Source organism: Limimaricola pyoseonensis (assembly GCF_900102015.1).
In the GTDB taxonomy this organism is placed as follows: domain Bacteria; phylum Pseudomonadota; class Alphaproteobacteria; order Rhodobacterales; family Rhodobacteraceae; genus Limimaricola; species Limimaricola pyoseonensis.
The window spans coordinates 84,956-108,906 of record NZ_FNAT01000002.1 but is presented as its reverse complement, the minus strand read 5'-3'; the positions used below and the strand labels follow the sequence as shown (position 1 = coordinate 108,906).

The window sequence follows — 23,951 nt, the reverse complement described above, 5'->3', positions numbered from 1 at the left end:
GACGGCCGATGCCGGCCCGAAACAGCGAACCGGACGTCACATGAGCATTCCCCCGCCAGATCCCGCGCGGCCCGAGGCCGCCATCGACCATGGCCGCCTCGAGGATGCCGCCGCGGCCTGCCGCGCGGCGCTTGAGGCGGGCGCGGCGGCGCTGCGGCTGCGCCCCGACCTGCCCGGCCGGATCGGCTGCGACAGCGACCACCCTCTGGCCGGCGGGCATCTTGGCGGCGACGGCGTGCCGCTGCGCGACCTCGACGATTTGCGCGTGCTGCTGGCGGGCGTGCCGCTCGACCGGGTCGAGCTGCGCCTGTCCGCCGACGCCACCGCGCCTTGGCTCGTGGCGCTCTGCGCCGCGCTGGCCGAGGAGCGCGGCATCGCCCCCGCCCGGCTGCGCGGCAGCTGCGGCAACGACCCCGTCGGCGCCTGCGCCGCGCCCGACGCCCCGCCCTGGCCCGAGCACGCCCTCGCGCGGCCCGGCGCCGACCTGCTGATCTGGAGCGCGCAGCACATGCCGCTGTGGCAGCCGGCTGTCATCATGTCGGACCGGCCGGCCTGGCGCGGCCTGCCGCCGGCGCAGCGCACCGCCCGGCCGCTCTTTGCCGCGCTGCGGCTCCTGCGCGAGGCCGCGCGCCGCAGCAAGCCCGCGCAATGGGGCGCGCTCGCCGCCGCGATCCGCTTTTCCCCGCTGCCGGCACCGGCCGGGCCGCAATTGGCGCGTCTTTGGGCCGCGATTTGCCTCGAACGCCATGGCGCGCGGATCGACCCGGAAAATGTTTTTCAATTCATTCCGGGTGACGCTTTCGAAAAAACGCAACGTCACGATGACCGTCCCCTGCCCCGCGACGGCGCGGTGATGGCCGAACTGGCCCGTCTCGAAACCGGCGAGGCACAGCTGATACAATTTTTCGGATGGGGCGAAACCCGTTCCGATGGTGCGGTTCGCCCGGCGCTCGCCAATTCCGCACCTCGCCTCCGAAACGACGTGGCCGGTCCCGCGCGGGCGGGGCGTGACGGCAATGCCGCACAAAAGGCGCTTTTGGCCCTGCGGGAGGCCGCGAAACGCGAAATCAACGTCATGGGACCGACGATTGCCTGCGCAAAGGCCGGCGTGACCTGCGGCGAATGGGCCCGGGCCCTGCGCGCCGCCGGGGCCGAACCCGTTCAAGCCCCCCGACCCGGCGCGCCGCGGCCGCAACTTCTGGTCGGCGCCCTCGGGCTGTCGGCACCGGCGCCGATGACGCTCCCGCCCGAATTCGCCCCCGTCGCCAAGCGGATAGGTAGCCGTCTCCGCCCCGCGGACGTGGTGTCCGCGACGCTGCGCGACCGGCCCCGCGGGCTGCTGCTGACGATCTCCGCAAATTGTGACGCAGGGTTATTTCCCGAATTGCGCGAAATGCTTTGCAGCGAAGGGCTGGGAAGCCTGCCGATCTTCATTGCCGGCCCGGGCGACGAAACGCTTTCGAAGTCCTTGATTGACGCGGGTGCGGCGGCGGTTTTCGACGCCGGTCGCATTTGCAGCCCCGAATTTTCGGCAACCGTGAGGCGACTTATCGAGAAAAACCGCCCAGCGGCCGAATAAACGGGCTTTCTTTAGTACAGTTGTGAACTATCTTTCTGGATCATCTGAGGTAGCATCGTATAGCTGGCCGAAATTCGTTTTCAGGAACTCCGGAATGAACAAAGAACTGCACGAAATGTCCCGCAAGGAGCTCGAGGAGCTGCGCCGCGACATCGACGAAGCGCTCTCCACCGTGGCCGAGCGCGAAAGGAAAGCGGCGATCGAAGCGGCGGAACGCGCCGCGGCGGAGCATGGCTATTCGCTGAGCGAGCTGGCCGAGATCACGTCCAAGGGCAAGAAGACCAAGAGCAAGCGCCCGGCGAAGTTCCGCAACCCCGAGGATCCGACCCAGACCTGGTCGGGCCGGGGCCGCAAGCCGCGCTGGATCAACGAGGCGGAGGCCGCGGGCCGGCCGCTCGAAGACTTCGCCGTCTGAGCCATGTCGACGCATATCGGAGCCAAGCCGGAGGACATCGCGGACACCGTGCTGTTGCCCGGCGACCCGCTGCGCGCCAAGTGGGCGGCCGAGACCTTCCTGAAGGACGCGGTCTGCATCAACGAGGTGCGCGGCATGCTGGGCTTCACCGGCACCTGGAACGGCCACCGGGTGACGATCCAGGGCTCGGGCATGGGGATGCCGTCGCTGTCGATCTACGCCAACGAGCTGATCCGCGACTACGACGCCAAGACGCTGATCCGGATCGGCTCCTGCGGCGCGATGCAGACCCATGTCGGCGTGCGCGACGTGGTGATCGCGATGACCGCCTCGAGCGTCGGCAACCCCTCGCGCGCCATGCTGCGCGAGATCCACTACGCGCCGCATGCCGATTACGGGCTGCTGCGCGCAGCGCATGACGCGGCCGTGGCGCGGGGCACCAAGACGCATGTCGGCGGGATCTACTCGTCCGACACCTTCTACGACGAGCGGCCCGACCTGCACGAGCAGATGGTGCGGCACGGCATCCTCGCGGTGGAAATGGAGGCGGCCGAGCTCTACACGCTGGCCGCGCGCCATGGCCGCCGGGCGCTGGCCGTGCTGACCGTCTCGGACCACCTCGTCACCGGCGAGGACCTGCCGGCGATCGAGCGCGAGCGCAGCTTCGGCGACATGGTCGAGATCGCGCTTCAGGCGGCCTTCGCCTGAAGCTCAGAGCCCGTGCCCGCCGGCATAGCCGTTGCGGGCCGGGCTCTCCCACCCTTCCAGCATCCCCGCCTCGGGCCGCAGCACCGTCATGCCGAGCGGATGGCAGGCGGCGCGGTCGCTGGAATGCTCCTGCCCGCAATCGCCGCCCGGACAGGCGCTCATCACCGCCAAGAGGTCGACCTCGGCGAAGAGGTCGAGATGATCCCCCGCCCGCACCGGGCTCGCCTTCATGAAGTAGCGCCCCGCGTCGCGGCTGAAGCCCGTGCACATGAAGACGTTGAGCACGTCATGCACGTGGCGCTCGGCCTCCTCGGGCGCGAGGCCGGCATGGGCGGCCAGCGCGCGGGTCAGGTTGGAATGGCAGCAGCGGTCGTAGTCTTCGCCAGACAGCAGGTGATGCGTGTAGGGGTCGCAGCGCGTGCCGATCACGTCGTGCACCGAGCCGCCGTCGGCGTCGATACCGTACCATGACAGGCTGTCGGCGATGATCGTCGCCATCGGCCGCAGATGCGGGAAGCATGACCAGAGCCGGTCGCCCGTGCTCACATGCGTGCCGTGCAGCGCGCGGGTCTTGCCGGAATAGAACCGCTCGGAGAGGTCGTTCAGGGCGAAGAGGTTCAGGTCGCCCACCTGTGGCCCCTCGGGGCAGCCCAGCCGCAGGATCGACCCCGCCGGGACCTCGATCGCGGCGGCGTCGCGCGGCGGCACGATCACGTCGGCCACCGCCTGCGCCGTCGCGGCGGCGCGGGCATAGAGGTCCATCGGCGGCGGCGTCAGGCTGCCATCGGGATAGACCAGAACCGGGGGCGCCGCCCGGCGCGCATCGGCGTCGGACGGCGCGGCGCTCATACGGCCCGCTCGACCATCATGTGCTTGATCGAGGCGATCGCCTTCGCCGGGTTCAGACCCTTCGGGCAGGTCTTGGCGCAGTTCATGATGGTGTGGCAGCGGTAGAGCTTGAACTCGTCCTCGAGATCGTCGAGCCGCTCGCCCGTGGCCTCGTCGCGGCTGTCGACGATCCAGCGATAGGCGTGCAAGAGCGCGGCCGGCCCGAGATAGCGGTCGCCGTTCCACCAGTAGGACGGGCAGGCGGTCGAGCAGGACGCGCACATGATGCACTCGTAGAGACCGTCGAGCTTCTTGCGGTCCTCGATCGACTGGCGCCATTCCTTGGCCGGCGTGTTGGTCTCGGTCTCGAGCCAGGGCCGGATCGAGGCGTGCTGCGCGTAGAAATGGGTGAGGTCGGGGATCAGGTCCTTGACCACCGGCATGTGCGGCAGCGGGTAGATCTTGATGTCGCCCTGGATCTCGTCGAGCCCGTAGGTGCAGGCCAGCGTGTTGCGCCCGTCGATGTTCATCGCGCAGGAGCCGCAGATGCCTTCCCGGCAGGAGCGGCGGAAGGTCAGCGTCGGGTCGATCTCGTTCTTGATCTTGATCAGCGCGTCCAGGACCATCGGGCCGCAGCTGTCCATGTCGACGAAATAGGTGTCGACCCGCGGGTTCTTCCCGTCATCGGGGTTCCAGCGGTAGACCTGCACCTTGCGGACGTTCTTGGCACCCTCCGGCTTGGGCCAGGTCTTGCCGTGGGTGATGCGGCTGTTCTTCGGAAGCTTGAGCTGGACCATGGTCAGGTCTCCTTGGGGAAAACGCCGGAGGCCGTGCCTCCGGTGGTCGTCGCATGGAAATCGGTGAGATCGGTCATCTGAGCCGCGGCGGGCGCACGGGCAGCGCCCCGCTGCGCTCCACCACGCATCGTTCGTAGACCTCGAGCGGGTCGCGGCCGCGCAGGAAGTCGCCGCTGACGCCGATCGCGATGCCGGTCGAGAGGCCCTCGTCCGAGCTGACGCCGATCCGGGCGCGCCCGGTCGGCGCCTGCGCGGCGCGGGCGCGCTCCTCGCAGACCCGCGCCGCCGCCTCGGGCGACAGCGGCTGCTGCGCGCAGGCGGCGAGCAGCAGCGGCAGGCCGATGAGGAGCGCCGCGCGCATCAGTAGACCCGCGCCTTCGGCGCGATCTTCTTGAGGTCGATGCCGCCCTCCTCCGCCTTGGTCAGCGGGTCGAGATGCACCGGCCGGTAGTCGAGCCGGGCCTTCGCGCCCTCGACCCAGGCGAGGGAGTGCTTGCGCCATTCCTCGTCGTTGCGGTCGGGGTGGTCCTCATGCGCATGCGCGCCGCGGCTTTCCTTGCGCGCCTCGGCGGCGGTGATGGTGGCCAGCGCGTTGGGCATCAGGTTGGCGAGCTCCAGCGTCTCCATCAGGTCGGAGTTCCACACCAGGCTGCGGTCGGTGACGCGGATGTCGTCCATCTTGGACGCCACGCCCTCCATCTTCTGCATGCCCTCGGCCAGCGTCTTGTCGGTGCGGAAGACGGCGGCGTCTTGCTGCATGGTCTTCTGCATCTCGAGCCGCAGCTCGGCGGTGGCGACGGAGCCCGAGGCATGGCGCAGACCGTCGAAGCGGTCGAAGGCCTTGTCGATCGCCGCCTGCGCCGGCGCCTTCACTGCCGTCTCGGGGTCGACGACCTGGCGCGCGCGGATCGCCGCGGCGCGGCCGAACACCACGAGGTCGATCAGCGAGTTGGAGCCGAGCCGGTTGGCGCCGTGGACGCTCGCGCAGCCCGCCTCGCCCACAGCCATCAGGCCCGGGGCCACGGCGTCGGGGCTGTCCTTGGTCGGGTTCAGCACCTCGCCCCAGTAGTTCGTGGGGATGCCGCCCATGTTGTAGTGCACCGTCGGCAGCACCGGGATCGGCTCCTTGGTGACGTCGACGCCGGCGAAGATGCGCGCCGATTCCGAGATGCCGGGCAGACGCTCGGCCAGGGTCTCGGGCGGCAGGTGGTTGAGGTGCAGGTGGATGTGGTCGCCATCCTTGCCGACGCCCCGGCCCTCGCGGATCTCCATGGTCATGCAGCGCGAGACCACGTCGCGCGAGGCGAGGTCCTTGTAGGTGGGTGCGTAGCGCTCCATGAAGCGCTCGCCCTCGGAGTTGGTGAGGTAGCCGCCCTCACCGCGCGCGCCCTCGGTGATCAGGCAGCCGGCGCCGTAGATGCCGGTCGGGTGGAACTGCACGAACTCCATGTCCTGCAGCGGCAGGCCCGCGCGCGCCACCATGCCGCCGCCATCGCCGGTGCAGGTGTGCGCCGAGGTGGCGGAGAAATAGGCGCGGCCGTAGCCGCCGGTTGCCAGCACCACCATCTTGGCGGCGAAGACATGCATGGTGCCGTCGTCGAGCTTCCACGCCAGCACGCCGCGGCAGGTGCCGTCATCGTCCATCAAGAGGTCGATGGCGAAGTACTCGATGTAGAACTCGGCCTTCTGCTTCAGCGACTGGCCGTAGAGCGTGTGCAGGATTGCGTGGCCGGTGCGGTCGGCGGCGGCGCAGGTGCGCTGCACCGGCGGGCCTTCACCGTATTCGGTCGTGTGACCGCCGAAGGGGCGCTGATAGATTTTGCCTTCCTCGGTGCGCGAGAAGGGCACGCCGTAATGCTCGAGCTCGTAGACCGCCTTGGGGGCCTCGCGGGCGAGGTATTCCATGGCGTCGGTGTCGCCGAGCCAGTCGGAGCCCTTCACCGTGTCGTACATGTGCCACTGCCAGCTGTCGGGGCCCATGTTGCCCAAGCTGGCGGCGATGCCGCCTTGCGCCGCGACGGTGTGCGAGCGGGTCGGGAAGACCTTGGAGATGCAGGCGGTGCGCAGGCCCTGCTCGGCCATGCCGAGCGTGGCGCGCAGGCCCGCGCCGCCGGCGCCGACCACCACCACGTCGTATTCGTGCGTTTCGTATTCGTAGGCTGCCATTACGGGGCTCCGGGTCAGAGGGCGAGGCGGATCACGGCGAAGGCGCCGATCGCGGCGAGGCCGTAGGACAGGCAGGTCAGCCCGGCCAGCAGCGCCTTGCGCGAGAGGCCGCGCGAATAGTCCTCGATCATGATCTTGGCGCCGGCGCGGAAGTGCCAGAAGCCGACGAGGAAGGTGAGCAGCGCGATCACCGCCGGAAGCGGGCGCTGGTAGTAGATGACGACTTCCTCGTAGCTCGACCCGAGGATCGCGCCGAAGGTGAAGACGAAGAGCGGCACCAGAAGCACCAGCGCCACCGAGGAGAGCGACATGCGCCAATGCGCTTTCGTGCCGGAATGCGAGGCGCCGAGGCCGTGCGCGCGCTTGCGGTCGGTCAGGTAAGCCATGACTGCCCCTTTCAGAGAACGACGACGGTGAAGATGGTGAGCAGCACCGAGACGATCAGGATGATCTGTCCGAGCAGCTCGGCCTTGTCGAGCTCGAGCATCTTGCCCTCGTCCCAGATCAGGTGCCGGATCCCGGCCAGCGTGTGGTACCACAGGCCCAGCACCGAGAAGAACAGCACCAGGTCGCCGAACCAGCTGCGGATGAAGCCGTCCGCCACGGCGAAGTTCTCGGGCCCGGCGGCCGCGGCCGCGAACCACCACACCACCATGATCGCGGTGACGATCAGCGCGTTGCCGGTGATCCGTGTCAGGATCGAGGTCAGCATCGGGATGTGCCAGCGATAGATCGAGAGATGTGGCGAGAGCGGGCGGTTGCCCCGGTTCACGTCGGCCATGGCGTCGTCCTTACAGTGGCGGTTGGGCGGCCTCGCGGGCGCGCTCCGGCTGGCCTATCCCTAGCGATTTTCGGCGGGCTGTCACCCGCCGGCAAGGCGAAAGCCGGTGAAAAATCGCCGCAGTTGGCGGGATTTCGCGCCTCGTGATCACAGCCGCGGGGCGTGTGATCACACTGTTTGCGCTAGCAGTCGGGGCCCGGTGACTCATGCCCCGGCACCTAGGGCGCGCGGGCCGGGGCGACCAGCGGGATGCGACATCGCGCGCACCCGCCAGGCGTGTTCAGAGCGTGCCGAGCCGCAGGTCGGGGTCGTATTCGCCCTCGACCTCCTTCGTCACCGCCTGGCCGCAGCGCATCACGCCGTTGGCGGCGTCGAAGGCGTAGGTGGGCTGGCCGTAAAGCTCCCAGCCCTTGTTCAGCGCCTCGGTCACCTTGTGGCAGAAGGCCGAGGTGTCGTCCCCGGACAGAAAGCGGTAGATCTTCATGACATGGCTCCGAAAGGGTTGGCTCCGACCCAGCCATGCACCAGCCCGATCAGGATGAAAACCACCACCGCGCCGGCCACGGCGCCGATCTCGCGGCCCATCGGCGCCGGCGGCGGCGTCTCGGGCGCCGGGGCGCGGGCATTGAGCACCGCCATCTCGACCACCGCCCAGACCCCCAGCCCGCCGAACAGCACCAGCGCCGCCCAGTGGCCGTTGACCAGCAGATGCGCCGCGGCCCAGAGCGTCACGCCCAGAAGCTGCGGGTGGCGCAGCGCCACCGCCACGCGGGTCTTCATGCCCGAGGCCGCGTAGAGATAGACCGCGACCAGAACCATCAGGTTGTTGAGATGCCGGGTCCAGGCGGGCGGCGACCAGTGCCAGGCCGCGTCCCAGCCCGAATAGCCGCGGATCATCAGCCACAGGCCCAGCAGCACCCCCACCGCCACGACCGGGCGCGCCGCCCGGCCGAGCCGGTCGTGCAGCCCGGGCGCGAGGCGCGGCATCAGATGCGCCGCGCTCCACAGCGCGAGGCCCAAGAGCAGCAGGATCATGACGCCTCCCGTTCCGCGATGGCGCGCGCCCGCCTCAGCGTCGCGCGCGCGGTCTCCACATGCAGCGCCTCGACGATCCGGCCTTCGACCACCGCCACCCCCTGCCCCTCGGCCAGCGCCGCCTCATGCGCGGCGATCTGGCGGCGGGCGAGGTCGATCTCGGCCGCCGACGGCGCGAAGGCGGCGTTGGCGGCGGCGATCTGGCCGGGATGGATCAGGCTCTTGCCGTCATAGCCCATGTCACGGCCCTGCCGGCATTCGGCCGCGAGCCGCTCGGGGTCGTCGATGGCGTTGCAGACGCCGTCGAGCGCCACGATCCCGGCGGCGCGAGCCGCCAGCAGCACCGCCTGCAGCGCGTGCCACAGCGGCATCCGGTCCGGCGTCTCGCGCGCGCCGAGCTCGCGGGCGAGGTCGTTCGGGCCGACCACCACGCCGGCGAGGTCGGGGTGGCGGCAGATCGCCGGGGCCTCGATCACCCCGCGCGCGGTCTCGATCATCGCCCAGAGCGGCCGGCCGCAGCGCGCGGCGTCGAGATCGGCCGGGCCGCCCACCTTCGGCACCAGCACGCCGTCGCAGTCGAGCCGCGCCGCCGCCTCGAGATCCTGCGCGCCCCAGGGCGTGGCCGGCGCGTTGATCCGGACGATCCGGGCCCGCCGGCCGAAGCCGCCCGCCCCGAGCGCCGCGGCCAGCGCCGCGCGCGCATCCGCCTTGGCCTCGGGCGCGACCGCGTCCTCGAGATCGAAGAGCAGCGCGTCGCAGGGCAGGCCCCGCGCCTTCTCCAGCGCCCGCGGCTTCGAGGCCGGCACGAACAGGGCGGAGCGGTAGGGCAGATCGGGCATGGCAGGGTCTTTCAGGGGGCGGCGCGCCCCGGCAGCCTGCCCCTTCCCCGCCCGGCCGGTCAACCGCGCCGCGCGCCCGGTTAACCGCATCTTCGCGTCGTTGCGCGAGACTGCCTGCATCACCCCGCCGAACGCAGCCCTACCGGAGAGACACCATGACCCGTGCGCCGCGCCTGCTTCCGTTCCTGTTTCTCGCCCTGGCCGGCCCGGCCGCGGCGGCGCCGCGCTGCGGCCCGCATGCCGAGATCACCGCCCACCTGGCCGAACGCTACGGCGAAAGCCGGCGGGCGATCGCGCTGGACGGCAAGCGGCGCGTGGTCGAGATCTACGCCTCGGACGACGGCAGCTGGAGCCTGCTGACCACGAAGCCCGGCGGCCCGACCTGCCTGATGGCGGCGGGCGAGGCCTTCGAGGCCCTCGCCGGCGGCCTGTCGCCGCCCGAGCCCGAGGCCTGATCGGCAGAGTCGCGCGCGTTTTCGCCGCAGATATTGGCATCCCCCCGCCGCTTTCGGGGGCAATGCGAAAAATTGTCGCCTGACATGCAACCCGATGCCGGATCGGAGGTTCATCCGCCAGATACGGCCGGTCGCCGACAGGGCGCCGGCTGGCATTGGAAAGGTTCTGAGATGAAACATCTGCTTGCCTCTGCGGCGATGGGCCTGGTGCTGGGCACCGCGGCCTATGCCGAACAACATGAAATGGGCACGGGCGGCTACGAGATCGGCGAGAACGACTTCTATGCCACCAACATGATCGGCATGCGCGTCTACTCCTCCGAGCAGGAGCTCGGCGAGAACGGCGATGCGATCGACTTCGAGGCCCAGCAATGGGACGATGTCGGCGAGATCAACGACATGATCGTCTCCGAGGACGGCACCGTGCAGGCGGTGATCGTCGGCGTGGGCGGGTTCCTCGGGATCGGCGAGAAGGACGTCGCCATCACCATGGACCAGATCCGCACCTATGACGACGCCAATGGCGAGCGGTTCCTGGTGATCAACTCGAGCCAGGCGGCCCTGGAAGGCGCCCCGGCCTTCGAGCGCGCCAACGAGACCGCGATGGCCGCCGAGCCGGGCATGGTCGAGCAGACCGAGGAAGCCGGCGAGGCCATGGCCGAGGGTGAAGCGGTCGAGGGCGTGCCCGCCGACGGCGACACCGCGATGACCGAGGTCGAGACCGCCGAGGGCGAGATGGCCGAGGCGGAAGCCGAGGTCGAGACCGAGATGGCCGAGATGGAGACCGAGGCCGAAACCGAGATGGCCGAGGCGGAAGCCGCCGTCGAGGAAGGCGCCGCCGAAGCCGAGGCCGCGGTCGAGACCGAGATGGCGGAAGCCGAGACCGAGCTCGAGACCGAGATGGCCGAAGCCGAGGGCGAGGTCGCCGATGCCGCGGCCGAGGTCGAGGGCGAGATGGCCGAGGCCGAAGCCGCCGTCGAAGGCGAGATGGCCGAAGGCGAGGCCGCCATCGAGGGCGAGATGGCCGAAGGCGAAGCCGAGATGGCCGAGGGCGAGATGGCCACGGGTGGCGTCCAGCTCGAGGGCTATGCCGCCGCCACGCTCGACGACATCAGCGTCGAGCAGCTCAGCGGCGCTTCGGTCTACGGCGCCCAGGACGAGAACATCGGCGAGATCGAGGACCTCGTGGTCACCGATACCGGCGAAGTCGAGCAGGCGGTGATCGGCGTCGGCGGCTTCCTCGGCCTCGGCGAGAAGAAGGTCGCCGTGAACTTCGACGACCTGCAGCTGATGACCAACGAGGACGGCTCGGACATCCGGGTCTACATCAGCGCCACCGAGGACGAGCTGAAGGCCCTGCCGGAATACGAGGCCCCCGAGGCCGAGATGCCCGCCGCCGAGGCCGGCGCGGAGGCCGAGATGGAGATGGAGGCCGAGGAAGCGCCCGCGGCGCAGTGACCCCCGTCTCGCGAGAGGCCCTCATCGCATGAGGACAGGCGGCCGCCCCCCGGGGGCGGCCGTTGCCGTTTGCGCAAACATGCCGGCGCCCCGGCCCGCCCCCGGCGCGGCAGTCTTGCAAGCCTGCCGGGCAGGGCTTAGGCACGGGGCTGCATTCACATTCTCGACAGGAGCCATTCATGGCCAGACCCAAGATCGCCCTCATCGGCGCCGGCCAGATCGGCGGAACCCTCGCCCATCTCGCCGCGATCAAGGAACTGGGCGATGTCGTGCTGTTCGACATCGCCGAAGGCACCCCCCAGGGCAAGGCGCTCGACATCGCCGAATCCGGTCCGGCCGAGGGTTTCGACGCGGCCCTGAAAGGCACCAACGACTACGCCGACATCGCCGGCGCCGATGTCTGCATCGTCACCGCCGGCGTGCCGCGCAAGCCGGGCATGAGCCGCGACGACCTGCTGGGCATCAACCTCAAGGTCATGAAGTCGGTCGGCGAGGGCATCGCCAAGCACGCCCCGAACGCCTTCGTGATCTGCATCACCAACCCGCTCGACGCGATGGTCTGGGCGCTGCGCGAGTTCTCGGGCCTGCCGCACGAGAAGGTCTGCGGCATGGCCGGCGTGCTCGACAGCGCCCGCTTCCGCCACTTCCTGTCGCTCGAGTTCGACGTCTCGATGCGCGACGTCTCGGCCTTCGTGCTGGGCGGCCACGGCGACACCATGGTGCCGCTGACCCGCTACTCGACCGTCGGCGGCATCCCCCTGCCCGACCTCGTCGAGATGGGATGGACCACGCAGGAGAAGCTCGACGCCATCGTGCAGCGCACCCGCGACGGCGGCGCCGAGATCGTCGGCCTGCTGAAGACCGGCTCGGCCTACTACGCGCCGGCCACCAGCGCGATCGAGATGGCCGAGGCCTATCTCAAGGACCAGAAGCGCGTGCTGCCCTGCGCCGCCTATGTCGACGGCGCGCTGGGCCTCAAGGGTCTCTATGTCGGCGTGCCGACCGTGATCGGCGCCGGCGGCGTCGAGCGGGTCATCGACATCAAGATGAACCGCGACGAGCAGGCGATGTTCGACAAGTCGGTCGACGCGGTGAAGGGCCTCGTGGAGGCCTGCAAGGGCATCGATTCGAGCCTCGCCTGATCGCGACCCCGCCGCGCGACAGCGCCGCGGCAGCGACATGATGACGACAGGGGCGCCCTTCGGGGCGCCCTTTTTCGTGCCCGGCGCCTCGGCGCCGACCGGCGGCGCGGGCGGCCGCGAGTCGCTGCACCGCGGCGTTAGCGCAGCCAAGGGGATGCCCGTGATCACAGCCCCGAAAACTGTGATCACATATGTCGGGTTTTCGCCTACCGACCCAGAAAAGCTGTTCTGCGGGCGCCGCGACTGTGTTTGAAGGGGCCAAATCACGGCAACCGAGGACCGGTCCATGAACATTCACGAATATCAGGCGAAGGCCCTTCTGCGCTCCTACGGCGCCCCCGTCTCCGACGGCCGCCCGGTGATGCGCGCCGAGGAGGCCAAGACCGCCGCCAGCGAGCTCGACGGCCCGCTCTGGGTGGTCAAGGCGCAGATCCACGCCGGCGGCCGCGGCAAGGGTCACTTCAAGGAATCCGACGCCGGCGAGAAGGGCGGCGTGCGTCTGGCCAAGTCGGTCGAGGAGGCCGCCGAGGAGGCGCGCCGCATGCTCGGCCGCACGCTGGTGACCCACCAGACCGGCCCGGCCGGCAAGCAGGTCAACCGCATCTACATCGAGGACGGCTCGGACATCGAGCGCGAGCTCTACCTCGCGCTGCTGGTGGACCGCTCGACCAGCCGCGTCTCCTTCGTCTGCTCGACCGAGGGCGGCATGGACATCGAGGAGGTCGCCGAGAAGACGCCTGAGAAGATCCTCTCCTTCAGCGTCGACCCGGCCACCGGCTACCAGCCCTTCCACGGCCGCCGCATCGCCTTCTCGCTCGGCCTCGAGGGCCAGCAGGTCAAGCAGTGCGTCAAGCTGATGGACACTCTCTACCGGCTCTTCATGGACAAGGACATGGAGATGCTCGAGATCAACCCGCTGATCATCACCGACAAGGGCGAGCTGAAGTGCCTCGACGCCAAGATGGGCTTCGACGGCAACGCGATCTACCGCCACGCCGACATCGCGGCGCTGCGCGACGAGACCGAGGAGGACGCCAAGGAGCTGCAGGCCTCCAAGTACGACCTGAACTACATCGCGCTCGACGGCGAGATCGGCTGCATGGTGAACGGCGCGGGCCTCGCCATGGCGACGATGGACATCATCAAGCTCAAGGGCGCCGAGCCGGCCAACTTCCTCGACGTGGGCGGCGGCGCGACCAAGGAGAAGGTCACCGAGGCCTTCAAGATCATCACCTCCGACGAGAACGTCAAAGGCATCCTCGTCAACATCTTCGGCGGCATCATGCGCTGCGACGTGATCGCCGAGGGCGTGATCGCCGCGGTCAAGGAAGTCGGCCTGAAGGTGCCGCTGGTCGTGCGCCTGGAAGGCACGAATGTCGACCAGGGCAAGGAGATCATCAACAACAGCGGCCTTGACGTGATCGCGGCGGACAACCTGTCCGACGCCGCCGAGAAGATCGTCAAAGCGGTGAAGGGGTAAGACACATGGCGATTCTCGTCGACGAAAACACCAAGGTCATCTGCCAGGGCTTCACCGGCTCGCAGGGCACGTTCCATTCCGAGCAGGCGATCGCCTACGGCACCAAGATGGTCGGCGGCGTCACCCCCGGCAAGGGCGGCCAGACGCATCTCGAACTGCCGGTCTTCGACAGCGTGCACGAGGCCCGCGCCAAGACCGAGGCCAACGCCTCCGTCATCTATGTGCCGCCGCCGTTTGCCGCCGACTCGATCCTCGAGGCGATCGATGCCGGCATCGAGCTGGTGATCTGCATCACCGAGGGCATCCCGGTGCTCGACATGATGCGCGTCAAGCGCGCGCTGGTCGACAGCCAGACCCGCCTGATCGGCCCGAACTGCCCCGGTGTCATCACCCCCGACGCCTGCAAGATCGGCATCATGCCCGGCCACATCCACAAGCGCGGCTCGGTGGGCGTGGTCTCGCGCTCAGGCACGCTGACCTACGAGGCGGTCAAGCAGACCTCCGACATGGGTCTGGGCCAGTCCACGGCCGTCGGCATCGGCGGTGACCCGATCAAGGGCTCCGAGCATATCGACATCCTCGACATGTTCCTCGACGACGACGAGACCCAGTCGATCATCATGATCGGCGAGATCGGCGGCACCGCCGAGGAAGAGGCGGCCGAGTTCCTCAAGGAACAGAAGAAGAAGGGCCGCTGGAAGCCGACCGCCGGCTTCATCGCCGGGCGCACCGCGCCTCCGGGCCGCCGCATGGGCCACGCCGGCGCGATCGTCTCGGGCGGCCAGGGCGACGCCGAGAGCAAGATCGAGGCGATGAAATCGGCCGGCATCGTGGTCGCCGACAGCCCGGCGACGCTGGGCGAGGCGGTCAAGGCCGCGATCGGCTGATCGCCTGCGGGCGGGGGCGGAGGCGCCCCCGCCCCCTGACATCCGGGCCGCGCGCCCTATCTGGGCCCCCGGCCCCAAAATTTTCTGCCAAGGATCGAGGATCCGGCCATGACCGAGCACAGCCCCAACGACGTGTTCCACGCCTCCAGCTTTCTGCAGGGCGCCAATGCCGATTACATCGAGCAGCTGCACGCCCGCTACGCCGACAACCCGTCGAGCGTCGACGCGGCCTGGCAGGAGTTCTTCCAGAGCCTCGGCGACAGCGGCTCGGACGCCCGCGCCGAGGCCAGCGGCCCGAGCTGGGCGCGCAGCGACTGGCCGCCCGTGCCGGGCGACGAGCTGACCGCCGCGCTCGACGGGCAGTGGCCGGCCGAGGCCAAGGGCGCGCGCGACAAGATCGCCAAGAAGGCCGAGGCCGCCGGCGCCGGCCTGTCGGAGGCGCAGCTGCGCGCCGCGGTGCTGGATTCGATCCGCGCCTTGATGCTGATCCGCGCCTACCGCATCCGCGGCCACCTGGTCGCCGATCTCGACCCGCTCGGTCTGCGCGAGCAGACCCCGCATCCCGAGCTCGACCCGAAATCCTACGGCTTCACCGAGGCCGACATGGACCGGCCGATCTTCATCGACAACGTGCTCGGCCTCGAGATCGCCTCGCTGCGCGAGATCCTGGCGCTGGTGAAGCGCACCTATTGCGGCACCTTCGCGCTGCAGTACATGCACATCTCCGACCCCGAGCAGTCGGCCTGGCTCAAGGAGCGGATCGAGGGCTACGGCAAGGAGGTGAAGTTCACCGAGGAAGGCCGCCGCGCCATCCTCAACAAGCTGGTCGAGGCCGAGGGCTTCGAGAAGTACCTGCACGTCAAGTACATGGGCACCAAGCGCTTCGGCCTCGACGGCGGCGAGGCGCTGATCCCGGCGATGGAGCAGATCATCAAGCGCGGCGGCCAGCTCGGCGTGAAGGACATCGTGATCGGCATGCCGCATCGCGGCCGCCTCTCGGTGCTCGCCAACGTCATGCAGAAGCCCTACCGCGCGATCTTCCACGAGTTCCAGGGCGGCAGCTTCAAGCCCGAGGAAGTGGACGGCTCGGGCGACGTGAAATACCATCTCGGCGCCTCCTCGGACCGCGAGTTCGACGGCAACAAGGTGCACCTGTCGCTGACCGCCAACCCCTCCCACCTCGAGGCGGTGAACCCGGTGGTGATCGGCAAGGCCCGCGCCAAGCAGAGCCAGCTCGGCGATGCCGACCGCACGCAGGTCATCCCGATCCTGCTGCATGGCGACGCGGCCTTCGCGGGCCAGGGCGTCGTGGCCGAGTGCTTCGGCCTGTCGGGCCTGACCGGGCATCGCACCGGCGGCACCATGCATATCGTGGTGAACAACCAGATCGGCTTCACCACCGCGCCGCACTTCTCGCGCTCCTCGCCCTACCCGACCGACATCGCGCTGATGGTCGAGGCGCCGATCTTCCACGTCAACGGCGACGACCCGGAGGCGGTGGTGCATGCCGCCAAGGTGGCGACCGAGTTCCGGCAGAAGTTCCACAAAGACGTGGTGATCGACATCTTCTGCTACCGCCGCTTCGGTCACAACGAGGGCGACGAGCCCATGTTCACCAACCCGGTGATGTACAAGAAGATCAAGAGCCAGAAGACCACGCTCACGCTCTACACCGAGCGGCTGGTCAAGGACGGGCTGATCCCCGAGGGCGAGATCGAGGACATGAAGACCCAGTTCCAGGCGATGCTGGGCGACGAGTTCGAGGCCGGCAAGAGCTACCGCCCGAACAAGGCCGACTGGCTCGACGGCCGCTGGAGCCATCTCGACCGGCGCGACGGCGAGAGCTACGAGCGCGGCCAGACCGCGATCGACGAGAAGACCATGGCCGAGATCGGCCGCGCCATCACCCGCGCGCCCGACGGCTTCCCGCTGCACCGCACGGTCAAGCGGCTGCTCGAGGCCAAGAGCCAGATGTTCGAGAGCGGCGAGGGCTTCGACTGGGCCACCGCCGAGGCGCTGGCCTTCGGCTCGCTGCTGACCGAGGGCTACCCGGTGCGGCTCTCGGGCCAGGACAGCACCCGCGGCACCTTCTCGCAGCGCCATTCGGCCTTCATCAACCAGGAGACCGAGGAGCGCTACTACCCGCTCAACGCGATCCGCGAGGGGCAGGCGCGCTACGAGGTCATCGACTCGATGCTCTCGGAATACGCGGTGCTGGGTTTCGAATACGGCTACAGCCTCGCCGAGCCCAACGCGCTGGTGATGTGGGAGGCGCAGTTCGGCGACTTCGCCAACGGCGCGCAGATCATGTTCGACCAGTTCATCTCCTCGGGGGAATCGAAGTGGCTGCGCATGTCGGGCCTCGTGATGCTGCTGCCGCATGGCTACGAGGGCCAGGGTCCCGAACACTCCTCGGCCCGGCTCGAGCGGTTCCTGCAGATGTGCGGCCAGGACAACTGGATCGTCGCCAACTGCTCGACCCCGGCGAACTACTTCCACATCCTGCGCCGGCAGCTGCACCGCGACTTCCGCAAGCCGCTGGTGCTGATGACGCCGAAATCGCTGCTGCGCCACAAGATGGCGGTCTCGGACGCCGAGGACTTCACCACCGGCTCGTCCTTCCACCGCGTGCTGTGGGACGACGCCGAGAAGGGCCACAGCGACACCCAGCTCAAGCCCGACGCCGAGATCAAGCGCGTGGTGATGTGCTCGGGCAAGGTCTATTACGACCTGCTCGAGGAGCGTGACGCGCGCGGGCTGGACGACGTCTACCTGATGCGGATCGAGCAGTTCTATCCCTTCCCGGCGCTGTCGCTGGTCAAGGAGCTCGACCGCTTCAAGCAGGCCGAGATGGTGTGGTGCCAGGAAGAGCCCAAGAACCAGGGCGCCTGGAGCTTCATCGAGCCCAACATCGAATGGGTGCTGAGCCGGATCGAGGCCGACCACAAGCGGCCGCGCTATGTCGGCCGCCACGCGAGCGCCTCGCCCGCGACCGGTCTCGCCAGCCAGCACAAGGCCCAACAGGAAGCGCTGGTCAACGAAGCGCTGAGCATCGAAGGAAACTGAGAATGAGCACCGAAGTCCGCGTTCCCACCCTCGGCGAGAGCGTCTCGGAAGCGACCGTCGCCACCTGGTTCAAGAAGCCGGGCGACGCCGTCGCGGTGGACGAGATGCTGTGCGAGCTCGAGACCGACAAGGTGACGGTGGAGGTCCCCTCCCCCGTCGCCGGCACGCTGTCGGAGATCGTCGCGAACGAGGGCGAGACCGTCGGCGTCGACGCGCTCTTGGCGCAGGTCAGCGAGGGCGATGCCCCCGCCAAGTCCGCGCCCGAGGCGCCCGAGGAGGGCAAGCCCTCCGAGCAGCAGAAGGCCACCGACGTCTCGGGCGAGCCCAAGGGCGAGCCGGCCGAGAAGGGCGACGCCCGCGGCGACACCGAGGACGCGCCCTCCGCCAAGAAGCTGATGGCCGAGAACGACCTCAAGGAGGGCGACGTCAAGGGCACCGGCAAGGACGGCCGGGTGATGAAGGGCGACGTGCTCAAGGCGCTGTCCGAGCCGAAAAAGGCCGAGGCACCGAAGCAGACGCCGCGCGCGCCGGTCTCCTCGAACGACGCCGACCGCGAGGAGCGGGTCAAGATGACCCGCCTGCGCCAGACCATCGCCCGCCGCCTGAAGGAGGCGCAGAACACCGCCGCGATGCTGACCACCTACAACGAGGTGGACATGTCGGCGGTGATGGACCTGCGCAACACCTACAAGGCGCAGTTCGAGAAGAAGCACGGCGTCAAGCTCGGCTTCATGTCCTTCTTCGCCAAGGCCTGCGTGCACGCGCTGAACGAGGTGCCGGACGTCAACGCCGAGATCGACGGCGACCACGTGGTCTACAAGAACTACGTCCACATGGGCGTGGCGGTGGGCACGCCCTCGGGTCTCGTGGTGCCGGTGGTGCGCGACGCGCATGAGAAGAGCTTCGCCGCGATCGAGAAGGAGATCGCCGAGCTCGGGACCAAGGCGCGCGACGGCAAGCTTGGCATGGCCGACATGCAGGGCGGCTCCTTCACCATCTCGAACGGCGGCGTCTACGGCTCGCTGATGTCCTCGCCGATCCTCAACCCGCCGCAGTCGGGCATCCTCGGCATGCACAAGATCCAGGAGCGGCCCGTGGTGGTCGACGGCCAGATCGTGATCCGGCCGATGATGTACCTGGCGCTGAGCTACGATCACCGCATCGTCGACGGCAAGGGCGCGGTGACCTTCCTCGTCCGCGTCAAGGAGGCGCTCGAGGATCCGCGCCGCCTGCTGATGGATCTCTGAACCGCGCGCGTGGCCCGGCGTTGAGCCGGGCCACCGTTTCCATCCGAAAGGCCCCGCCATGCAGCTCCTGTGCCAGATCGACACCCCCGACTACGACGGCTGGAAAAAGGCCTTCGACGCCGATTACGAGGAGCGCATGCAGGCCGGCCTCAGCCAGCTGCAGATCTGGCGCGACGCCGATCACGGCTCGAGCGTGCTGGTGCTGTTCGAGGTCAACGACCGCAAGCGCGCCCAGGGCTGGATCACCAGGGAACAGGGCTTCGGCGGCGCCATGACCTGCACCTTCCTCGAGACGGTCTGATGCCCCGACCCGCGCCGTGCCGCGCGCCGCGGCGGATCGTGCTATCCTGCCCCGGTCCTTATCGGTTCGGGGAGGTGACCCATGTCCAGGGAACTCGACATCCTGGCGCTCTACGGGCTTTTCGTGCTCGTTCTCATCGTCATCCAGGTGCTCTTCGCGATCTCGCAGGTCGGTCTGGCGCGGCTGGCGCAGCCGCGCGACGACATGCCGAGGCTGACCGGCGTGGCCGGGCGGATGGAGCGCTGCGTGACGAACTCGGTCGTGGCGCTGGCGCTGTTCGCGCCGGCGGTGCTGATCCTGGCCGAGCGCGGCGCGCTGACCGGCGGCACGCTCCTGGCGGCGCAGGTCTTCCTGCTGGCGCGGCTGGCCTATGCGGTGCTCTACCCCGCCGGCATCCCCTGGGCGCGCACCGGGGTCTGGTCCCTGGGCTTTCTCGCCACCGCCTGGCTCTATCTCGCGGCCTTCTGAGGCCGCGCCCCGGCGGGGCCCTCCGGTGATGGCGCCCGAGCTGAAGGCGCTGGCCTGGGCGGGGCTGTTGCAGGCGGCGCAGTTCGCCTGGCTGTCCTGGCGCGCCAATCGCGAGCTGGGCTTCGCCAAAACGCTGTCGCCGCGCGACCCGCAGCGGCTCGGTGCGCCGCTCGAGCACCTGGCCAGCCCGCGCACCGGCCGGCTCTACCGCGCGCTCAACAACCATTTCGAGGGGCTGATCCTGTTCACCCTGGCGGTGGTGGTGCTGATCCTAGGCGACCGCACCTCGGGGCTGACCGGCCTGCTCGCCTGGACCTATCTCGGCGCGCGCGTGCTCTACGTGCCCGCCTATTTCTTCGGGCTCCGGCCCTGGCGATCGCTGATCTGGCTGGTGGGCTTTTCGGCCACCCTGCTGATGATCGGCCTCGCCCTCATCTGACACCCACAGGAGTTTTCCATGGCATCCTACGATCTCATCGTCATCGGTTCCGGCCCCGGCGGCTATGTCTGCGCCATCAAGGCGGCCCAGCTCGGCCTGAAGACCGCCGTGGTCGAAGGGCGCGAGACGCTGGGCGGCACCTGCCTCAACATCGGCTGCATCCCCTCCAAGGCGCTGCTGCACGCGACCCACGCGCTGCACGAGGCCGAGCACAACTTCGCCAAGATGGGTCTGAAGGCCGACAAGCCCGAGATCGACTGGCAGCAGATGCTGGCCTACAAGAACGACAGCATCGGCCAGAACACCGGCGGCATCGAATTCCTGTTCAAGAAGAACAAGATCGACTGGCTCAAGGGCTGGGGCTCGATCCCCGAGAAGGGCAAGGTGAAGGTCGGCGACGAGGTCCACGAGGCCAAGCACATCGTGATCGCCACCGGCTCCGTCCCCTCCTCGATCCCGAACGTCGAGATCGACGAGAAGACCGTGGTGACCTCGACCGGCGCGCTCGAGCTTGAGAAGATCCCCGAGAAGATGGTGGTGATCGGCGCCGGCGTGATCGGGCTCGAGCTCGGCTCGGTCTATCGCCGTCTCGGCACCGAGGTGACCGTGGTCGAGTATCTCGACGCGATCACGCCGGGCATGGATGCCGAGGTCGCCCGCAACTTCCAGAAGATCCTGACCAAGCAGGGGCTGAAATTCGTGCTCGGCGCCGCGGTGCAGGGCGTCGAGACCAAGGACGGCCAGGCCACCGTCACCTGGAAGAGCCGCAAGGACGACAGCGAGGAGAGCCTGACCGTCGACACCGTGCTCGTGGCGACCGGCCGCAAGCCCTATGTCGAGGGCCTCGGCCTCGAGGCGCTGGGCGTCGAGATGACCGAGCGCGGCCAGGTGAAGATCGACGACCACTTCCGCACCAATGTCGAGGGCGTCTACGCCATCGGCGACGCGGTGCCGGGGCTGATGCTGGCGCACAAGGCCGAGGACGAGGGCGTGGCGATCGCCGAGATCCTCGCCGGCCAGAAGGGCCACGTGAACTACGAGGTGATCCCGGGCGTGGTCTACACGCACCCGGAGGTGGCCACCGTCGGCAAGACCGAGGAGCAGCTCAAGGAAGAGGGCCGCGCCTACAAGGTCGGCAAGTTCCCCTTCCTCGGCAACGCGCGGGCCAAGGCCAACTTCTCGGCCGAGGGCTTCGTGAAGATCATCGCCGACAAGGAGACCGACCGCGTGCTCGGCGCGCATATCATCGGCCCGATGGCCGGCGACCTGATCCACGAGGTCTGCGTGGCGATGGAGTTCGGCGCCGCGGCCGAGGACATCGCCCGCACCTGCCATGCCCACCCGACCTATTCGGAAGGCGTGCGCGAGGCGGCTCTGGCGCTGGGCGACGGCGCGATCCACGCCTGAGTCGCCCTTGCACGTGACGCGAATCGAACGGCCGCCCCGAGGGGCGGCCGTTGTCGTTTCGTCGGCCGCCAGACAGCGGCGCCCCTGGCCACTTCGCTCGGAAAATACTCCGGGGGAGTCGCCCGGCACGGGCGGCGGGGGCAGCGCCCCCTGCCCCCGTTCGAGCCTATGCCACGCCGTTTCCGAAACCGCGCCCATCGGGCTCGCAGCTTTTGCGGGCAAGGCCGCAATCAACGGCCGGGCAGCGCCCGCATGACCGGTCGCCGCCGCGCGCGCGGCATGGGCGGAGCGCGGGTGCGCGCATCACAAAGCTGCGCCGAGAGGCTGGCTGATCTGCTAGTGATAAGAGGGTGATGGTGGAGCCTAGGGGGATCGAACCCCTGACCTCTTGCATGCCATGCAAGCGCTCTCCCAGCTGAGCTAAGGCCCCATCATGTCCGGCGTTTCCGCCGTGTCGGTCAGCGTCGCTGCCCGTGTGCCGCTCTCTAAGGGTGGTGCCGGGCGGGTGCAAGCGGAAAACACACGCCCGGTCCGACTTTTTTATTCCTCGTCTTCGGCCGGCACGTCGGCCAGCTCGTCGAGCGAGACGTCGTCGCTGTCGTCGTCGTCGTCGAGCACGTCGTCGCCCAGATCGGCGTCTTCGCTGTCGTCGTCGTCGTCCAGCAGCAGCTCTTCATCCTCGTCCGAGGATTTCGACTTCTTGGACTGCGAATCCTCGGCATCCGCCACCATGGTGCGGTTCTTGCCGGTGTCGAGCGTGACCACCTGGCCCGTGTAGGGGCTGACGATCGGGTCGGCGTTGAGGTCGTAGAAGCGCTTGCCCGTGGTCGGGCAGATGCGCTTGGTTCCCCATTCTTCCTTCGGCATGGGCTGTCCTTCCAGTTCCGTCCGGCGAAAATCGGCGCGCGGCAAGAGCGGCGCTGACGCGCCCTGACCTTGCGGCGGATCGCGCTCCCCTGCCATAAGCGGCTTGGGCTGTCAAAGCCTTTGGACCAGCGCAGGGGGCGATCGCGATATGGGGGAACACGTGCTGCCGGGCAACCCCCCCGTGCGGGTGGCGCTCAGGCGCTCGGACCGGGCGCGGCGGCTGACGCTGCGCGTGTCGCATCGCGACGGGCGGGTGACGCTGACCCTGCCGCGCCGCGTGCCCGAGCGCGAGGCGCTGGCCTTCCTCGCGGATCGCGAGGCGTGGCTCAGGGGGCATCTCGATAGGGTGGTGCCAGCGCAGAGCGTGCGGCTGGGCGGCACCCTGCCCTTCCTCGGGCGCGAGATCACCCTGACCCCGGCGGCACTGCGCCGGCCGCGGCTCGAGGGCGACGCGCTGCTGATGCCCGACGAGCCGGCCCGCGCCGCCGCCCGCGCCATGGCCTTTCTCAAGTCCGAGGCGCGCGACCGGCTCTCGGCGGCGGTGGACCGGCACGCGGCGCGGCTCGGCCGGCCGGTGGGGCGGCTGAGCTTTCGCGACACGCGCTCGCGCTGGGGGTCGTGCAGCGCGCGGGGCGACATCATGCTGTCGTGGCGGCTGGTGATGGCGCCGCCCGAGATCGGCGACTACGTGGCGGCACACGAGGTGGCGCATCTGGCCGAGATGAACCACTCGCCCGCCTTCTGGGCGGTCTGCGCCCGGCTCTTTCCCGAGCACCGCGCCGCCCGCGCCTGGCTGCGCGCGCATGGCGACGCGCTGCAGCGGGTGGATTTCGCCGCCCCCGACGAGGCGGCGGCATGATCCCCTCGGCCGTGCCCGTGCCGCGCGCGCCCGACCCGGCCGGCGCCGCGCATGACCGGGTCTACCGGGTGCTGCGGACCCGCATCCTGCATGGCGAAATCGCGCCGGGCGAGGCGCTGACGCTGCGTGGCATTGGCAAGCAGTTCGACGTCTCGATGACGCCCGCGCGCGAGGCGGTGCGACGGCTGGTCGCCGAAGGGGCGCTGCAGCTGTCCTCCTCGGGCCGAGTGACGACGCCGCTTCTGACCAACGACCGGATCGAGGAGCTGGCCAGCCTGCGGGCGCTGCTGGAGCCGGAGCTGGCCTCGCGCGCCCTGCCGCGCGCGCATTTCGCGCTGATCGACCGGCTGGAGACGATCAACCAGGGCGTCAGCCAGATGGTCGCCCGGCAGGACGCGACCGGCTACATCCGGATGAACCTCGAGTTCCACCGCACGCTCTACCTGCGCGCCCAAGCCCCGGCGATGCTGGCGATGACCGAAACGGTCTGGCTGCAGCTCGGGCCGACCATGCGGGCGCTCTACGGCCGCCTGCGGCGGACCGAGCCGCCCTATCACCACAAGCTGATCCTTGCCGCGCTGAAAGCGGGCGACGAGCCGGGGCTGCGGCTGGCGGTGCGCACCGACGTGACGCAGGGGCTGCGGCTGCTGAAGGGCTGATTGACAGACCCGACAATTTCAGTCAGGAATGAGCTCAGCCACGACCGGGCCGCGTCCCGGCGCAAGCC

Annotated in this window: 26 protein-coding genes and 1 tRNA gene; 16 read left to right on the top strand and 11 right to left on the bottom strand. The window is 69.2% G+C overall.

The window, feature by feature from the left end:
* Positions 1-40 precede the first annotated feature (40 nt).
* From BLT43_RS04325 to deoD, 3 genes are all read left to right on the top strand, one after another.
* Positions 41-1,579: a methylmalonyl-CoA mutase family protein gene (locus BLT43_RS04325; RefSeq protein ID WP_165612537.1), complete on the top strand. Its 1,539-nt coding sequence runs from the start codon at positions 41-43 to the stop codon at positions 1,577-1,579.
* Positions 1,580-1,673: 94 nt separating this feature from the next.
* Positions 1,674-1,994 carry an H-NS histone family protein gene (locus BLT43_RS04320; RefSeq protein WP_090110435.1) on the top strand — a complete coding sequence of 107 codons (321 nt, stop codon included), beginning with the start codon at positions 1,674-1,676 and terminating at the stop codon, positions 1,992-1,994.
* A 3-nt stretch (positions 1,995-1,997) separates the two neighbouring features.
* Positions 1,998-2,702 (top strand): purine-nucleoside phosphorylase, encoded by a 705-nt coding sequence (gene deoD / locus BLT43_RS04315; RefSeq protein ID WP_090110433.1) that lies wholly within the window; start codon positions 1,998-2,000, stop codon positions 2,700-2,702.
* Positions 2,703-2,705: 3 nt separating this feature from the next.
* Here deoD and BLT43_RS04310 read toward each other — a convergent pair whose 3' ends face one another.
* From BLT43_RS04310 to BLT43_RS04270, 9 genes are all read right to left on the bottom strand, one after another.
* Complete coding sequence (locus BLT43_RS04310) at positions 2,706-3,551, bottom strand: urea carboxylase-associated family protein (protein ID WP_090110431.1); 846 nt, start codon at positions 3,549-3,551, stop codon at positions 2,706-2,708.
* Entirely contained in the window at positions 3,548-4,327 is a 780-nt protein-coding gene (locus BLT43_RS04305) for a succinate dehydrogenase iron-sulfur subunit (protein ID WP_090110429.1), read from the bottom strand. The genes BLT43_RS04310 and BLT43_RS04305 overlap by 4 nt, the downstream gene beginning before the upstream one ends.
* 73 nt (positions 4,328-4,400) lie before the next feature.
* Positions 4,401-4,688: a hypothetical protein gene (locus BLT43_RS04300; protein WP_090110427.1), complete on the bottom strand. Its 288-nt coding sequence runs from the start codon at positions 4,686-4,688 to the stop codon at positions 4,401-4,403.
* On the bottom strand, positions 4,688-6,493 hold the full coding sequence (gene sdhA / locus BLT43_RS04295) for a succinate dehydrogenase flavoprotein subunit (protein ID WP_090110425.1): 1,806 nt from the start codon (positions 6,491-6,493) through the stop codon (positions 4,688-4,690). Before sdhA ends, BLT43_RS04300 begins: the two co-directional genes overlap by 1 nt.
* 14 nt (positions 6,494-6,507) lie before the next feature.
* A complete protein-coding gene (gene sdhD / locus BLT43_RS04290) occupies positions 6,508-6,879 on the bottom strand; it encodes a succinate dehydrogenase, hydrophobic membrane anchor protein (RefSeq protein WP_090110424.1) in 372 nt (123 codons plus the stop codon).
* Positions 6,880-6,890: 11 nt separating this feature from the next.
* Positions 6,891-7,274, bottom strand: coding sequence for a succinate dehydrogenase, cytochrome b556 subunit (gene sdhC, locus BLT43_RS04285; protein ID WP_090110422.1), 384 nt, complete (start codon positions 7,272-7,274; stop codon positions 6,891-6,893).
* Between the two features lie 280 nt (positions 7,275-7,554).
* A complete protein-coding gene (locus BLT43_RS04280) occupies positions 7,555-7,758 on the bottom strand; it encodes a DUF1737 domain-containing protein (protein ID WP_090110420.1) in 204 nt (67 codons plus the stop codon).
* Positions 7,755-8,309: an NnrU family protein gene (locus BLT43_RS04275; protein WP_090110418.1), complete on the bottom strand. Its 555-nt coding sequence runs from the start codon at positions 8,307-8,309 to the stop codon at positions 7,755-7,757. Before BLT43_RS04275 ends, BLT43_RS04280 begins: the two co-directional genes overlap by 4 nt.
* Positions 8,306-9,148: an HpcH/HpaI aldolase/citrate lyase family protein gene (locus BLT43_RS04270; RefSeq protein WP_090110416.1), complete on the bottom strand. Its 843-nt coding sequence runs from the start codon at positions 9,146-9,148 to the stop codon at positions 8,306-8,308. The genes BLT43_RS04275 and BLT43_RS04270 overlap by 4 nt, the downstream gene beginning before the upstream one ends.
* A gap of 155 nt (positions 9,149-9,303) precedes the next feature.
* Here BLT43_RS04270 and BLT43_RS04265 point away from each other — a divergent pair, with 155 nt between their 5' ends.
* The 11 genes from BLT43_RS04265 (at position 9,304) to lpdA (ending at position 21,498) form a co-directional block, all read left to right on the top strand.
* Positions 9,304-9,603 (top strand): hypothetical protein, encoded by a 300-nt coding sequence (locus BLT43_RS04265; RefSeq protein ID WP_090110414.1) that lies wholly within the window; start codon positions 9,304-9,306, stop codon positions 9,601-9,603.
* A 171-nt stretch (positions 9,604-9,774) separates the two neighbouring features.
* Positions 9,775-11,061, top strand: a complete 1,287-nt coding sequence (locus tag BLT43_RS04260; RefSeq protein ID WP_090110412.1) for a PRC-barrel domain-containing protein — start codon at positions 9,775-9,777, stop codon at positions 11,059-11,061.
* Between the two features lie 179 nt (positions 11,062-11,240).
* Positions 11,241-12,203 (top strand): malate dehydrogenase, encoded by a 963-nt coding sequence (gene mdh / locus BLT43_RS04255; protein WP_090110410.1) that lies wholly within the window; start codon positions 11,241-11,243, stop codon positions 12,201-12,203.
* Between the two features lie 286 nt (positions 12,204-12,489).
* Positions 12,490-13,683, top strand: a complete 1,194-nt coding sequence (gene sucC / locus BLT43_RS04250; protein ID WP_090110409.1) for an ADP-forming succinate--CoA ligase subunit beta — start codon at positions 12,490-12,492, stop codon at positions 13,681-13,683.
* Between the two features lie 5 nt (positions 13,684-13,688).
* A complete protein-coding gene (sucD, locus tag BLT43_RS04245) occupies positions 13,689-14,570 on the top strand; it encodes a succinate--CoA ligase subunit alpha (RefSeq protein ID WP_090110406.1) in 882 nt (293 codons plus the stop codon).
* A gap of 108 nt (positions 14,571-14,678) precedes the next feature.
* A complete protein-coding gene (locus BLT43_RS04240) occupies positions 14,679-17,636 on the top strand; it encodes a 2-oxoglutarate dehydrogenase E1 component (RefSeq protein ID WP_090110405.1) in 2,958 nt (985 codons plus the stop codon).
* Positions 17,637-17,638: 2 nt separating this feature from the next.
* Positions 17,639-18,883 carry a 2-oxoglutarate dehydrogenase complex dihydrolipoyllysine-residue succinyltransferase gene (odhB, locus tag BLT43_RS04235; protein WP_090110403.1) on the top strand — a complete coding sequence of 415 codons (1,245 nt, stop codon included), beginning with the start codon at positions 17,639-17,641 and terminating at the stop codon, positions 18,881-18,883.
* 58 nt (positions 18,884-18,941) lie between these two features.
* On the top strand, positions 18,942-19,184 hold the full coding sequence (locus BLT43_RS04230; protein ID WP_090110401.1) for a hypothetical protein: 243 nt from the start codon (positions 18,942-18,944) through the stop codon (positions 19,182-19,184).
* Positions 19,185-19,265: 81 nt separating this feature from the next.
* Positions 19,266-19,652 (top strand): MAPEG family protein, encoded by a 387-nt coding sequence (locus tag BLT43_RS04225; protein WP_090110399.1) that lies wholly within the window; start codon positions 19,266-19,268, stop codon positions 19,650-19,652.
* A gap of 28 nt (positions 19,653-19,680) precedes the next feature.
* Complete coding sequence (locus BLT43_RS04220; RefSeq protein WP_090110398.1) at positions 19,681-20,091, top strand: MAPEG family protein; 411 nt, start codon at positions 19,681-19,683, stop codon at positions 20,089-20,091.
* Positions 20,092-20,109: 18 nt separating this feature from the next.
* Complete coding sequence (gene lpdA, locus BLT43_RS04215) at positions 20,110-21,498, top strand: dihydrolipoyl dehydrogenase (protein WP_090110396.1); 1,389 nt, start codon at positions 20,110-20,112, stop codon at positions 21,496-21,498.
* A 354-nt stretch (positions 21,499-21,852) separates the two neighbouring features.
* Here the strand turns inward: lpdA and BLT43_RS04210 are convergent.
* A tRNA-Ala gene (locus BLT43_RS04210) sits at positions 21,853-21,928 on the bottom strand.
* 110 nt (positions 21,929-22,038) lie between these two features.
* A complete protein-coding gene (locus BLT43_RS04205) occupies positions 22,039-22,365 on the bottom strand; it encodes a TIGR02300 family protein (RefSeq protein ID WP_090110394.1) in 327 nt (108 codons plus the stop codon).
* 148 nt (positions 22,366-22,513) lie between these two features.
* On the opposite strand from BLT43_RS04205, the gene BLT43_RS04200 reads away from it, so the two are divergent.
* Together BLT43_RS04200 and BLT43_RS04195 are read left to right on the top strand one after the other, a co-directional pair.
* Positions 22,514-23,224, top strand: a complete 711-nt coding sequence (locus BLT43_RS04200) for a M48 family metallopeptidase (RefSeq protein WP_090110393.1) — start codon at positions 22,514-22,516, stop codon at positions 23,222-23,224.
* Entirely contained in the window at positions 23,221-23,883 is a 663-nt protein-coding gene (locus tag BLT43_RS04195; protein WP_090110391.1) for a GntR family transcriptional regulator, read from the top strand. The genes BLT43_RS04200 and BLT43_RS04195 overlap by 4 nt, the downstream gene beginning before the upstream one ends.
* The last annotated feature ends 68 nt before the right edge of the window (positions 23,884-23,951 follow it).

Bases quoted from the DNA above. Each gene is read 5' to 3' on its own strand.
- BLT43_RS04205 (WP_090110394.1), bottom strand. From the start codon at position 22,365: ATGCCGAAGGAAGAATGGGGAACCAAGCGCATCTGCCCGACCACGGGC.
- BLT43_RS04310 (WP_090110431.1), bottom strand. From the start codon at position 3,551: ATGAGCGCCGCGCCGTCCGACGCCGATGCGCGCCGGGCGGCGCCCCCG.
- BLT43_RS04275 (WP_090110418.1), bottom strand. From the start codon at position 8,309: ATGATCCTGCTGCTCTTGGGCCTCGCGCTGTGGAGCGCGGCGCATCTG.
- sucD (WP_090110406.1), top strand. From the start codon at position 13,689: ATGGCGATTCTCGTCGACGAAAACACCAAGGTCATCTGCCAGGGCTTC.
- BLT43_RS04240 (WP_090110405.1), top strand. From the start codon at position 14,679: ATGACCGAGCACAGCCCCAACGACGTGTTCCACGCCTCCAGCTTTCTG.
- odhB (WP_090110403.1), top strand. From the start codon at position 17,639: ATGAGCACCGAAGTCCGCGTTCCCACCCTCGGCGAGAGCGTCTCGGAA.
- sdhD (WP_090110424.1), bottom strand. From the start codon at position 6,879: ATGGCTTACCTGACCGACCGCAAGCGCGCGCACGGCCTCGGCGCCTCG.
- BLT43_RS04220 (WP_090110398.1), top strand. From the start codon at position 19,681: ATGGCGCCCGAGCTGAAGGCGCTGGCCTGGGCGGGGCTGTTGCAGGCG.
- BLT43_RS04280 (WP_090110420.1), bottom strand. From the start codon at position 7,758: ATGAAGATCTACCGCTTTCTGTCCGGGGACGACACCTCGGCCTTCTGC.
- BLT43_RS04300 (WP_090110427.1), bottom strand. From the start codon at position 4,688: ATGCGCGCGGCGCTCCTCATCGGCCTGCCGCTGCTGCTCGCCGCCTGC.
- BLT43_RS04265 (WP_090110414.1), top strand. From the start codon at position 9,304: ATGACCCGTGCGCCGCGCCTGCTTCCGTTCCTGTTTCTCGCCCTGGCC.
- BLT43_RS04270 (WP_090110416.1), bottom strand. From the start codon at position 9,148: ATGCCCGATCTGCCCTACCGCTCCGCCCTGTTCGTGCCGGCCTCGAAG.
- sucC (WP_090110409.1), top strand. From the start codon at position 12,490: ATGAACATTCACGAATATCAGGCGAAGGCCCTTCTGCGCTCCTACGGC.
- BLT43_RS04320 (WP_090110435.1), top strand. From the start codon at position 1,674: ATGAACAAAGAACTGCACGAAATGTCCCGCAAGGAGCTCGAGGAGCTG.
- BLT43_RS04200 (WP_090110393.1), top strand. From the start codon at position 22,514: ATGGGGGAACACGTGCTGCCGGGCAACCCCCCCGTGCGGGTGGCGCTC.
- BLT43_RS04225 (WP_090110399.1), top strand. From the start codon at position 19,266: ATGTCCAGGGAACTCGACATCCTGGCGCTCTACGGGCTTTTCGTGCTC.
- BLT43_RS04195 (WP_090110391.1), top strand. From the start codon at position 23,221: ATGATCCCCTCGGCCGTGCCCGTGCCGCGCGCGCCCGACCCGGCCGGC.
- lpdA (WP_090110396.1), top strand. From the start codon at position 20,110: ATGGCATCCTACGATCTCATCGTCATCGGTTCCGGCCCCGGCGGCTAT.
- mdh (WP_090110410.1), top strand. From the start codon at position 11,241: ATGGCCAGACCCAAGATCGCCCTCATCGGCGCCGGCCAGATCGGCGGA.
- sdhC (WP_090110422.1), bottom strand. From the start codon at position 7,274: ATGGCCGACGTGAACCGGGGCAACCGCCCGCTCTCGCCACATCTCTCG.
- deoD (WP_090110433.1), top strand. From the start codon at position 1,998: ATGTCGACGCATATCGGAGCCAAGCCGGAGGACATCGCGGACACCGTG.
- BLT43_RS04260 (WP_090110412.1), top strand. From the start codon at position 9,775: ATGAAACATCTGCTTGCCTCTGCGGCGATGGGCCTGGTGCTGGGCACC.
- BLT43_RS04305 (WP_090110429.1), bottom strand. From the start codon at position 4,327: ATGGTCCAGCTCAAGCTTCCGAAGAACAGCCGCATCACCCACGGCAAG.
- BLT43_RS04325 (WP_165612537.1), top strand. From the start codon at position 41: ATGAGCATTCCCCCGCCAGATCCCGCGCGGCCCGAGGCCGCCATCGAC.
- BLT43_RS04230 (WP_090110401.1), top strand. From the start codon at position 18,942: ATGCAGCTCCTGTGCCAGATCGACACCCCCGACTACGACGGCTGGAAA.
- sdhA (WP_090110425.1), bottom strand. From the start codon at position 6,493: ATGGCAGCCTACGAATACGAAACGCACGAATACGACGTGGTGGTGGTC.